The organism is Mesorhizobium sp. WSM3626, assembly GCF_000513935.1.
Lineage (GTDB): Bacteria > Pseudomonadota > Alphaproteobacteria > Rhizobiales > Rhizobiaceae > Mesorhizobium > Mesorhizobium salmacidum.
Genome location: NZ_AZUY01000080.1, coordinates 1 through 11476, shown reverse-complemented (window position 1 = coordinate 11476; position 11476 = coordinate 1). Strand labels below are relative to the sequence as shown.

The 11476-nt window shown below is 61.9% G+C and carries 9 protein-coding genes; 8 read left to right on the top strand and 1 reads right to left on the bottom strand.

The window, feature by feature from the left end; translation table 11 throughout:
* From M653_RS1000000138025 to M653_RS0130570, 8 genes are all read left to right on the top strand, one after another.
* Positions 1-437 (top strand): hypothetical protein (locus M653_RS1000000138025; protein ID WP_027146706.1); only part of this gene is annotated, 437 nt, incomplete at its 5' end.
* Positions 438-690: 253 nt separating this feature from the next.
* Complete coding sequence (locus tag M653_RS1000000138020) at positions 691-867, top strand: hypothetical protein (RefSeq protein ID WP_245262412.1); 177 nt, start codon at positions 691-693, stop codon at positions 865-867.
* A 209-nt stretch (positions 868-1076) separates the two neighbouring features.
* On the top strand, positions 1077-3362 hold the full coding sequence (locus tag M653_RS0130600; protein WP_027146705.1) for a peptidase domain-containing ABC transporter: 2286 nt from the start codon (positions 1077-1079) through the stop codon (positions 3360-3362).
* Between the two features lie 164 nt (positions 3363-3526).
* Positions 3527-4933 (top strand): HlyD family type I secretion periplasmic adaptor subunit, encoded by a 1407-nt coding sequence (locus M653_RS0130595; protein WP_051442887.1) that lies wholly within the window; start codon positions 3527-3529, stop codon positions 4931-4933.
* Positions 4934-4977: 44 nt separating this feature from the next.
* Positions 4978-6711 (top strand): tetratricopeptide repeat protein, encoded by a 1734-nt coding sequence (locus M653_RS0130590; protein ID WP_027146703.1) that lies wholly within the window; start codon positions 4978-4980, stop codon positions 6709-6711.
* Positions 6712-6724: 13 nt separating this feature from the next.
* Positions 6725-6946: a DUF768 domain-containing protein gene (locus M653_RS0130585; protein WP_027146702.1), complete on the top strand. Its 222-nt coding sequence runs from the start codon at positions 6725-6727 to the stop codon at positions 6944-6946.
* A 354-nt stretch (positions 6947-7300) separates the two neighbouring features.
* Positions 7301-9070 carry a type I secretion system permease/ATPase gene (locus M653_RS01000000134075; RefSeq protein WP_084637072.1) on the top strand — a complete coding sequence of 590 codons (1770 nt, stop codon included), beginning with the start codon at positions 7301-7303 and terminating at the stop codon, positions 9068-9070.
* Positions 9057-10403, top strand: a complete 1347-nt coding sequence (locus M653_RS0130570; protein ID WP_084637070.1) for an HlyD family type I secretion periplasmic adaptor subunit — start codon at positions 9057-9059, stop codon at positions 10401-10403. The genes M653_RS01000000134075 and M653_RS0130570 overlap by 14 nt, the downstream gene beginning before the upstream one ends.
* A gap of 72 nt (positions 10404-10475) precedes the next feature.
* Here the strand turns inward: M653_RS0130570 and cysC are convergent.
* Positions 10476-11476: adenylyl-sulfate kinase (gene cysC, locus M653_RS01000000134070; protein ID WP_032936514.1), on the bottom strand; the 1001-nt coding region annotated here is incomplete at its 5' end.

The window sequence follows — 11476 nt, the reverse complement described above, 5'->3', positions numbered from 1 at the left end:
GGCTCGACTGGTGCAACCGGCTCGACTGGTGCAACTGGCTCGACCGGAGCTACAGGCTCGACTGGTGCAACCGGCTCGACCGGAGCTACAGGCTCGACCGGGGCAACTGGCTCGACCGGCGCAACCGGCTCGACTGGAGCGACAGGCTCGACCGGAGCGACAGGTTCGACCGGAGCGACCGGCTCGACCGGTGCGACCGGCTCGACTGGAGCGACAGGCTCGACCGGAGCGACAGGTTCGACTGGAGCGACAGGCTCGACTGGTGCAACTGGCTCGACTGGTGCAACTGGCTCGACCGGAGCTACAGGCTCGACCGGAGCTACAGGCTCGACCGGAGCGACAGGTTCGACCGGAGCAACTGGCTCGACTGGTGCAACCGGCTCTACCGGAGCGCCTGGTCCGACAGGTCCGACCGGAGCGACGGGGCCTGGCGGTGAGACCGGTGACCACCACCATGGCAACAACGGTGGCGGCAACGATCCTGACCACAACGACAGCAGCAATCCGGGGAAAGGCCATCCCAATGATGGCACTGACGCCGATGGCTCCCCTGACGGTCACATCGCCACGGTCACGGCCAGCACCCTCGGGCTCAAGGACTCGACGCAGTTCCTGCAATCCGGCTCGACCGATAGTGATGCCGTAAGCCCTGCGTCGTTCCGCCAGCTCATCGGACTAGCGGCCGGTTCGGTGACGACCGACCTCCTGAACGTGCTCAACACGGTCAGGGGATTTGGCCAGAACCAGAACAAGCCGCTGGGTGCGAGCACCGACCTGACCTCGGACCTCAAGCATGGTGCGGGCAGCGCCAACAGCGACGACACGGTGAAGAAGGCTCTGAAGGATATTCTGAAGCCGCATGAGTGAGCAGGAATGGTAAGTGGACAGACCACGATAGGAACCAGTCCAAGGCTGAGAAACGGGCGCGCGCGCTCTGCGGAAAGCAGGGTCCGCGCGCCCGCCATTTCCGACCGGGGACGGGTCCGTCCGACCGTCCGGCTCGGCGTCACTCAGTTCCCGCTTGAGGTATCGGCGGGCGCCTGGGGTATCGGCGCTTGCGTGTCGGAGGGAAGCCCATGGTGAATATCCCTCTGAGCGCCGAAATCCAGCCGGTGGCGGTCCGCGCCGGCATCGAAGCCGATACGACCGAACTGGGGCGGCTTCCCGGTGGTCCCGCCGAGTTTGAAGAGGTCGGGCAGCGTCTCAAGGCGATGTTGCGGGTCGCCCGCTATCACGGGGTCGAGCTCGACCCGAACGAATTCAGGGCGGCGAGCGCAAGCCCGTTTCCAACCTCCGCTGACCTGTCCGAGTGGGCGCGCAACGGCGGTATGTGGTCTCGCGCCGTCCGCGTTCGCTGGTCCCACCTCTTGCGCTTCCAGGATGCCGGGCCAGTCGTCCTGCTGTTCAGCGATGGCGGCGCGGGGATCCTCACCGGGGCCAGTGCCGAGCGCAACCTGGTCTTCCTCAAAGGCGTGGACGCGCCTGATGACGGTGAATCCACCGCCATCGACGAGTTGCGCCTGTCGCAGGTGTGGACGGGCGAGGCGGTGCTGCTGCGAAATGCGCGATCCTCTGTTGCGGCGGACGCGCCTTTCACTCTCGGCTGGCTCGCCGACCTGGTGCGGCTCGAAAGCCGGCCTCTGCGTGATGTCGCCATCGCCTCGTTCACGCTCAGCGTCCTTACCATCCTGCCGCCGCTCATCGTCATGACGGTGGTCAACAAGGTGCTGCAGTTCAACAGTGTCTCGACGCTGTTGCTCTTGTCGGCCATAATCGCCGTCGTCTTCGCCTACGAAACGCTCTTAGGTCACGCACGGCGGCTGATCATCAACGTCGTCGGCGCCCGCCTGGACACCAAGCTGCAACTGCACATTTTCAGTAGGCTCCTGCGCCTGCCGCTTGACTATTTTGAGCGTCATCCGGCCGGCGAGACGCTGTACCATCTCGCCCAGGTCTATCGCATCCGCGAGTTCCTGACCGGCAAACTCCTCAGCACGTTCCTTGATCTGATAACGCTCTGCGTGCTGGTACCGGTGATGTTCTACATCAACGCCAAGCTCGCCTGGATCGTGATTGCCTGCGCAAGCGCGATCGTACTGATCATTCTTGCCTTCCTCAAGCCGCTGCGCCGGAGGTACCAGCGGGTGATTGAAGCCGAGACATGGAAGTCGGCGGCACTCGGCGAAACTGTCGTCGGGATAAAGACCGTGAAGGCACTAGGTCTCGAGCCGCAACGCAAGGCGCTTTGGGACGAGCAGGTGGCGGAGGCGGGAAGGGCGCGTCTGGCTTTCGGGCAGTTCGCCAGCTGGCCGCAGACCCTGGTAACGCCGATCGAACGTGCCATGGTGCTCGGCACAATGCTGATTGGGGCCTATCTCGCCATGAACGACAGTTCCGGCTATATGGTAGGCGGCCTGTTCGCCTTCATGATGATCTCCCAGCGCGTCGCCCAACCGCTTGTCGGGCTGGCGCGCCTGATCGAAGACTACGAGGAGGTCGGCGCAGCGATCGGCGAGGCGGCGTCGGTCCTCAACCGGCCGCTGGAGAGCAGTTCGAATTCCCAAGGCTTAAGACCGAGGCTTCTCGGCGACGTCACGTTCAGCGATCTGACCTTCAGCTATATCGGTACCAGGACGCCGGCGCTCGACCGGGTCAGCTTCAACATTCCGGCAGGCACCATGTTCGGTATTGTCGGGCGCAGCGGGTCGGGAAAGTCGACGATCGCGCGCCTTCTGCAGGGGATCAACCGCGACTATAGCGGTTTCCTCAAGCTGGACGGTGTCGACCTCAAGGAATTCAACCTGCGTCACCTTCGCCAGGGGCTCGGCGTGGTGCTCCAGGACAATTTCCTGTTCCGCGGGTCGATCCGCGAGAACATCATCGCCGGGCGTGCGGGCCTGACGCTTTCCGACGCGATGCGAGCCGCGCATCTGGCAGGCGCCGAAGAATTTATCGAACGAATGCCGAATGGCTACGACACGTACATCGAGGAAGGGTCGCCCAATCTGTCGGGCGGTCAAAAGCAGCGGCTGGCGATCGCGCGCGCCCTCATCCACAATCCGACCGTCCTTATCCTCGACGAAGCGACCAGCGCACTCGATCCCGAGAGTGAAGCGGTCGTCAGCGCCAATCTCATGCGCATCGCTAGCGGGCGAACGATGATCATCGTTTCGCACCGGCTTTCTTCGCTCACCGAGTGCGACCAGATCCTTGTCATGGAGCAGGGCAAGGTCCTCGACGTCGCCCCCCACGCGATCCTGCTCGAACGATGCGCGCTCTACCGCCAGCTGTGGGCGCAGCAGAACCGGCACCTCGATGGCCGCCACGGCCGTCCGGTCGCCGTACCGCCGCGGTCGGGTTGACCGATGTCGAGCGGCGGTCGATTCGAGCTTTCAACAATGATCGCCCGCAAGACGGCGAACCGTTCCTTTGGCCATCGCACTTCGACTGAAGATGGAATGGACGGGATCGGTTTCATTCGAGACTGTTTGTACTTCGAGTGCTTACACCCCAGGTCCAGCAAGCCATGACCACCACCTCTCTCACCATCCACCCCGCCCGTTTGCGTCGGATAAAGACGAGCGATCCGACGACACCAGCCATTCTCGAATTCCAATGGCCGTCGACGGCGGTCGCCAATGCGCCAATTCCTCGGTCGGCGCGCGGTGTCGTCTGGATTATTTCGAGCATGGTGGTTGCCTTGATTGCCGTGGCGGGACTGATACCGGTCGACCAGGTGGTGACGGCCAGAGGGCTGGTGGTTTCAAAATCGCCCAACATCATTGTGCAACCTTTGGAGACGGCGATCGTCCGCTCGATCGACGTGCGCGAAGGTCAGCACGTAAAAGCCGGGCAATTGCTTGCCCGCCTCGATGCTACTTTTGCCTCGGCGGACCTCCAGTCGCTGGCGATGCAGGTCGCGACGCTTGAGGCAGAAGTGGCGCGGTTGAAGGCGGAGGCCGATGGCCAAGCTTTCAACTATGACGGTCTCGACCCGAGCTGGACCCTGCAGGCGTCTATCTTTGAGCGCCGCAAGGCAGTCTACGAGGCCAAGCTGGAGAATTTCGACCGGCAACGCGATGAACTCAGTTCGGTGATCTCGCGTTCTCAATCGGATGCCTTCGGCTACCGGCAGCGGCTCTCGGTCGCGGCATCGATAGAACAGATGCGCAAACAGCTGGAAGAAAGACAGGTCGGAAGCCGCCTCAATACCCTTATCGCGGAAGACAATTCGGCAGAGATGTCGCGGGCACTCGGCAATGCCGAGCAAACAGCAGAGGCTGCCAAGCGCCAGCAGGCTGCGGTGGCCGCCGAGCGCGACGGCTACATTCAAAGCTGGCGAGCGGAAGTCTCACAGGGTCTGTCCGACGCGACCTCTCGGATGTCCGACGCTCGCGAACTCCTCAACAAGGCAAGGCTGCGTAAGCAGTTGGTAGAGTTGAAAAGCGAAGCAGACGCCATCGTCCAGTCGGTGGCGAAAGTCTCGGTCGGCTCGGTCCTCCAGTCGGGTGAGCGCTTGATCACGCTGGTGCCGGCCGACGCGCCGCTTGAGATTGAGACAAACGTGGTCGGCCGCAGCAGCGGCTTCGTGCACGTCGGCGACCCCGTGGTCATCAAGTTCGACACCTTCCCCTATTCGCAATACGGCCTCGCCCACGGCACCGTGCGAACGCTCAGCCCGGATTCCTTTTCTGCGCAGGAGCAAGCACGCGACCCCAACAGTTCCCTGGCCATGCTGCCCTCGGATGCCGAGCCATTCTATCGGACTCGCATTTCCATCGACCACGTCGCGCTGCACGGGGTACCCGCCGGTTTCATCGTCAGCCCCGGCATGCCCGTGACCGCGGACGTCAAGGTCGGCCAACGCACGGTCCTCAAATATATTCTCGGCGCGATGCTACCGATCGGCCAGGAAGCCATGCGTGAGCCATAGGATGCGGCGCGCGGCCAGATGGAGGACATCAGGGACTCGGATCGATGACAATTCTGGATCGGCTGACTGGTTTCGCCAACCCTGCGGCAGCATTGCGGCGGGCGGTGCAGCTTTTTGACAGCGGCAGGCCTTCGGAAGCTTTTCCGCTCATGGCGACCGCCGCGCGCGCGGGCATCGCCGACGCCGAATATCGGGTTGGGCGTTGTTATCTTGAAGGCTCGGGTGTGCCGCCGAGCCGCGTGGAGGGGACGCGGTGGCTCTGGCGGGCGGCAAAACGCGGGAGCGCCGATGCACAGGCGCTCCTCGCCGCACTCTATGTGAGCGGACTGGCGACATCTGAAGCTGATGTCAAGCGCCCTGCATCGCAACGCCTGTTCGAACAAGACACCTTGGGTGAGCCGGACTTCGTGGCGGCACGCGAGCTTGCCACGAAGGCGGCCGAGGCAGGCTCGGCAACCGGTCAAGCAGTCCTCGGCTATATCCTCACCAGGGGTCCCGGACCGATGCGCGATGCGGATGCAGCGCATCGTTGGTATGAGCGCTCGGCCGCGGCCGGCTGCGCCGAAGGACGCCTCGGTCTCGCCCTTTCGCTGGCCCGGCAAGGTGGGCTCGCGGAACGGGACAGAATTGCTGACGAGGTACGTCGTGCCGCCGATGCTGGCCTGCCGACCGCAATCTACCTCTTTGCGATCTTCACCGAGCACGGGCTGGGCGTCGCGGGCGACCTTGCTGCCGCGGCGCGGCTGTATCAGGCGGCTGCGGAGCAAGGCCTGCCCTCGGCCCAATTCCGATTGGGATTGGCGATGATCGAGGGGAGCCTCGGTGACCTCGATCCTGTGGCCGGGGAGGCGTGGATGCGACGTGCCGCATTGGCCGGCAACGTCGAGGCGGCGTACCTCCTGGGGGAGCGTAACGTGAAGTACCGACCGCCGGATTATGCAGAAGCCGCAACATGGTATCGACGGGCGGCCGAGGCGGGTCATCAGGCCGCCGCTCGCGCCCTAGGCTCCCTTTACCTTACGGGAAACGGTGTTGCCAGGGATGAGCAGGAGGGGGCACGCTGGCTGCGCACCGCCGCAACCAGCGGGAATCAGGCAGCACAAGTCGATATGGCCAACCTCGCTCTGCAAGGGATTGGAGAGGCGGACGACACCACAAATGTAGCAGGATGGTTCGAAGCCGCCGCATCGTCAGGCGATCTGATCGCCGCATTCAATCTCGGCCTCTGTTTCGTCAAAGGCATCGGCGTGCCCCAGGACGAAGGTCAGGCGGCGCAATGGCTAAGGCGCGCTGCTGAGGGCGTGGCCGAGGCCCAATATATGTATGCGCGCATCCTCAGGGATGGGCGCGGGGTGGCGGCCGATGCGCAGCAGGCCCGCGCCTGGTTTGCCCAGGCTGCCGACGGCGGCATACTCGACGCGCAAGTGGCACTCGCGGAGATGCTGCTCAATGGCCGTGGCGGCGATCGTTCGCCAGAGGCCGCGGTGCAGTTGTTCGAACGAGCCGCCGCCGCCGGTCATGTCGGGGCAATGTTTGCGCTCGGAGCGCTGCACAGCTCCAGCCAGGGTTTGCCGATCGACCAAGTGGCGGCGCAGAAGTGGTTCTCGGCTGCCGCCGAATGTGGGCATGGCCAGGCCCAACTCATGCTGGGCCGGTATCTCGCCAAAGGTCTCGCCGGAGAGCGCGACCCGTTGGCCAGCCGCCTCTGGCTCGAGCGAGCGGCTGCACATGGCATCGTGGAGGCGAACGAGGAATTCGCTGAGGCTACCTCGGGTTGAGGTGTAATGGAATATGAGCAGGCGCGCCGCTGATTTCCTACGCAAATGGATTTGCGACCATCTACCGCCGCGAATTGACGACGCAGCCCTCGTCGTGACCACCATGGCGGCCGACGCCGTGCGGGCGGCAGAGGCTCAAGGCATCGCACGCCAAGAGATCGACCGAGAAATCGGAAGCGTCTACGAAGCGACCATGCGTACGCTCCAGGATCGCACGTCCGGTTTGCCGGATTAGGCACAACGCCACGACCTCGGGTGCAAGAGTTACCTTAAGCCTTGGGTAGCCGATCGGGCTTGGGATTTCCAAAGAGGAGGAAGCACCCTCATAAGCCTGGACGTGTTGCCATGTTGGCGGAATCCCGTTCAGTCGCACTGAGGGGCAGGGTGTATTTGCGGCGCAAATAGGTCGGTCATAGCAGGAGGCGCGGCTTCTCGCCTCGATGCTCCTTGGACAACCGCAATTGTCGCATCGCTAGCCCGTTTGCGTTCATCATCATGGCCATCAAAAGAATCTCAACTGGTGGCATCGCAACACCGTATGATATATACAGATTGTCTAATGTGATCGTTTGCCCCGGGTGCGATTTAGATGCCCAGCTTTACGAACAGAAGGGTGCTGTCGAGGAGTGTGGTCGAAATGGGCCTCTTCTCCGCGGCAATGAACACCCTGGTGCTGATTCTGCCTCTCTACATGCTGCAGGTATATGACCGGGTTTTGCCTGCGGCCAACCTCGATACGCTCGCCTATTTGACCTTGCTTGCTCTATCGTCGCTCTTGCTGTTCGGCGTACTCGAAGTCGTGCGCAGCGTATATGCGAGCCAGCTCGCCGCTCGGCTGGATGTCTCTTTGGGTGCATCATCATTTCTTGCGGCAATGAGCGGTCCGCGTGCCGGTCTCGGCGACGTCCAGGCCCTGCGCGACTTGGCGACCCTGCGGGGGTTCATCGCCTCGCGAACCATCTTTTTTCTATTCGACCTCCCTTTTGGGCCGATCTTCGTGGGCCTGCTTTACTTCGTCCATCCGTTGCTCTTCCTGGTAACGGTTATCGGTGCGGTTCTCATGGTTGCCATCGCTGTGCTGAACCAGATCGCGAGTTCGCGACCCAGCAAGGAGGCGGCGGACAATCTTAGCGCCTCAATGAATTCGGCGCAGGCCTTCGCGCGAAACTTCGAAACGGTCCGCGCACTTGGGATGGTGTCCAACGCGATAGAGTTCTGGGGGATCCGTTTTTCAGACTCACTGCACGCCTCCGACGGACTGGCTCGCATCAACGCGTTCTATGGTGGTGTGTCCCGCACGACGCGATCGGTGCTGCAAATCGCGATATTGGGCGTCGGTGCATATCTGGTTCTGCACAATGAAATGACCGCAGGCATGATCTTTGCCTCATCGATGATATCGGCGCGGGCCTTGCAACCTCTTGATCAGATCGTTGGAAGCTGGCGGCAGATCACCGACGCCAATCTTGCATGGAAGCGGCTTTCGGTTTCCCAATCCGGGCCGGACAAGCAGGAAAACCCAGCATTGCCGAGTCCCGATGGAGTGTTGAGCGCAGATCAGATAGTCTATCATCTTCCAGGTTCGGCCGACGGTGCGATGCCGCTCATCAAGCGGGTGACTTTCGAGGTCCCAGCCGGCCAGACCGTCGCGATCGTTGGCCCGAGCCAGGCAGGAAAATCGACGCTGGCGCGGCTCATCGTCGGTGCAATCCAACCCCGTTCGGGCGCGATCCGTCTCGATGGCGGCGATATTCGAAACTGGGATCCGGAGGAACTCGGCCGTCACATAGGCTACCTTCCACAGGATGTGGAACTCTTCCCTGGAACCATCGCACAGAACATTGCGCGCTTTGAGCCGGACGCATCCGACGAGAAGTTAGTTCAAGCGGCCCGGAAGGCGCAGGTACATGAGCTGATCATGGGGCAGAGGAACGGATACTCGACGGTGATCGGCCCCGCTGGCGTTCGCCTTTCAGGCGGCGAGCGTCAGCGCATCGGCCTTGCACGCGCTTTTTACGGCGATCCCAAGATACTGGTTCTCGACGAGCCCAACGCGAATCTTGATTCCGACGGCGAAGCCGCGCTCGAGCGGGCGATCATCCAAGCGCGGTCGCGAAAGACGACCGTCCTCGTCATTACCCACCGGCCCTCCCTCGCTTCGAAATGCGATCGCATCCTCATGCTGCTGAACGGTCAGGTCGAGATTTACGGTTTGACCAAGGACGTGCTCGACGAACTTGCTCAGCGACGGGCCCGAGCGGCAGCAGCGGCGGCCGCTCAGTCGCATGACAATGAAGGAGTGGTGCCTTTCCCGTCACAGGCTCGCGTAGAGGTAAAAGTCGCAAATGACGGCCCCTAGCCAAACCATCCAGGCTGGCGCCAAGGCTTATCGCTGGCAGCGCAACATCGATACACGCACAGATCGGATCATGCTGGCGGGATATGCAAGCGTGGCCGTTTTCGTGCTCGGCTTCGGGTTCTGGGCAGCCACGGCGCCGATTGCTGGAGCAACCATTGCGCCGGGTGTGGTCGCCGCGGCAGGGCAGAATGTCATGATCCAGCACCTCGAAGGAGGCGTTGTCAGGAGCATTAGAGTTCGCGAGGGTGACAGGGTCTCAAGAGGCCAGGCCCTGATCGTGCTCGATCCGACGATGGCGCGGTCCCAGCTCAACCGGGTTCTCAAGCAGTGGGTTGCACAAAAAGCCGAGATTTCTCGGCTCGAAGCAGAGCGCGACGGCCTTGAGAGTATTGTCTTGTCCAGTGACCTCGGAGCCTATTCAGGCGCTTCCGAATATAGCGATGTCTTCGGCGAGCAAAACAAGGAATTTCAGGCGCGGCTAGCACGTTATGGCGCGGAACAGGGGATACTGAAGCAAAGGGTTGCAGCACTTCAGGACGCCATTGTGGGGCTAAAGGCTCAAAAGAAGGCAGCGGAAAATCAGCTTGTGATCGTCAACGAGGAGACCGAAAGAAAAAAAGACCTGCTACAAAAAGGACTCACAAATCGGTCCGAATATACCAATCTTCTGCGCAGTACCGCCGAGTTGGTAGGACAGGCGGGATCTCTGGAGGCGCAGATCGCCAGCTCGGCGACCCAGACTGTGGAAGCACGTCAGCAGATTGAAAGGCTTACAACCAGCCGGGTCGAGGATGCCGTCACGGAACTGAACAAAGCACGGGCAGAGGTCGCGGATCTCGAGGAACAGATCAACGCTGCGCGTTCAGTCCTGGACCGTACGACGATCCGGGCGCCTGTGGACGGCATCATCGTGCGCTCGCTTTACAATTCCGAAGGCAGCGTCATCCGCGCCGGGGAGATCGCGATGGAGCTTCTGCCGACCACGAACGAGCTCATCATCGAGGCCAGGATAAAGCCTGAAGACATCGACTCAATCAGGGTCGGGCAGGACGCAAACATGATGTTCACGGCACTCAACGCGCGCACGACGCCGAAAGTGTCCGGAAAGGTTTTTTACATTTCGGCCGACCGGCTGATGGCACCCAATACCGGGCTGCCTTACTTCACCGTCCGGCTTAAAATGGCCAACAAGCTGCCACCGCAGATCAAGCCCGAGCAGATCTATCCAGGCATGCCGGTCGAGACATTCATCTCAACGGGCGAACGGACGTTTCTGGCTTATCTGACCAAGCCCTTGGTGGATTCGTTCCAACGCGCCTTCCGGGAGAGATAGCCCCCGCATCTTGGATACCGGAAGCTCCGATCTGAAACGGCGCTATTATATTGGAGCCTGCACCCCTCGACGTCAGACGAAGTGGAAGAGGGCATCTACCATCTCTTCAGGCGACTTGCCGAGCGTCTTGAGATGGATCTCCGGGTTCTCCGGTGCTTCGTAAGGAGAATCGACACCGGTGAAATTCTTGATCTCGCCATTCAGCGCGCGCGCATAGAGGCCCTTCGGGTCACGCCTGGCGCATTCCTCGAAAGGCGTGTCGACAAAGACTTCGATGAACTCGCCACTGGCCATCAATTCGCGCGCCATGCGCCGCTCGGCTCTGAACGGCGAAATGAACGAGACGATGACGATCAGCCCGGCGTCCGCCATCAGCTTGGCCACTTCGGCGACGCGGCGAATGTTCTCGACGCGATCGGCGTCGGTGAATCCAAGGTCGCGGTTGAGACCGTGACGGACATTGTCGCCGTCCAGGATATAGGTATGGCGGCCAGTGGCGAACAGCTTCTTCTCGAATAGGTTGGCGATGGTCGACTTGCCGGAGCCCGAAAGCCCCGTGAACCAGAACACGGCGGGCCGCTGGTTCTTCATGTCGGCGCGCACGCCCTTGCCGACATCGAGCGATTGCCAATGGATGTTTTCGGCGCGGCGCAGCGAATGCAGGATCATGCCGGCGCCGACCGTGGCGTTTGAGATGCGGTCGACCAGGATGAAGGCGCCGGTGGTGCGGTTCTCGCCAAACGGATCGAAGGCGATCGGCGTCCGCGTCGAGATGTTGCAGATGCCGACTTCGTTCATTTCAAGCGACTTGGCCGCCTCATGGGCAAAGTCGTTGACGTTGATGCGGTATTTCAGATCGGTGACGGTGGCGCTGGTNTGATCGGTCTCGGTGCGCAGGATATAGGACCGGCCAGGCAGCAGCGCATTTTCGTCGAACCAGACGATGCTGGCGGCGAACTGGTCGGCGACCTGCGGCCGTGCGGCCGGCGAAACCAGCATGTTGCCGCGTGAGATCTCGACCTCGTCGTCGAGGACGAGCGTTATGGCCTGGCCGGCCACTGCCTGTTTGAGAT

Bases quoted from the DNA above. Each gene is read 5' to 3' on its own strand.
- M653_RS0130595 (WP_051442887.1), top strand. From the start codon at position 3,527: ATGACCACCACCTCTCTCACCATCCACCCCGCCCGTTTGCGTCGGATA.
- M653_RS0130570 (WP_084637070.1), top strand. From the start codon at position 9,057: ATGACGGCCCCTAGCCAAACCATCCAGGCTGGCGCCAAGGCTTATCGC.
- M653_RS0130590 (WP_027146703.1), top strand. From the start codon at position 4,978: ATGACAATTCTGGATCGGCTGACTGGTTTCGCCAACCCTGCGGCAGCA.
- M653_RS0130600 (WP_027146705.1), top strand. From the start codon at position 1,077: ATGGTGAATATCCCTCTGAGCGCCGAAATCCAGCCGGTGGCGGTCCGC.
- M653_RS0130585 (WP_027146702.1), top strand. From the start codon at position 6,725: ATGAGCAGGCGCGCCGCTGATTTCCTACGCAAATGGATTTGCGACCAT.
- M653_RS01000000134075 (WP_084637072.1), top strand. From the start codon at position 7,301: ATGCCCAGCTTTACGAACAGAAGGGTGCTGTCGAGGAGTGTGGTCGAA.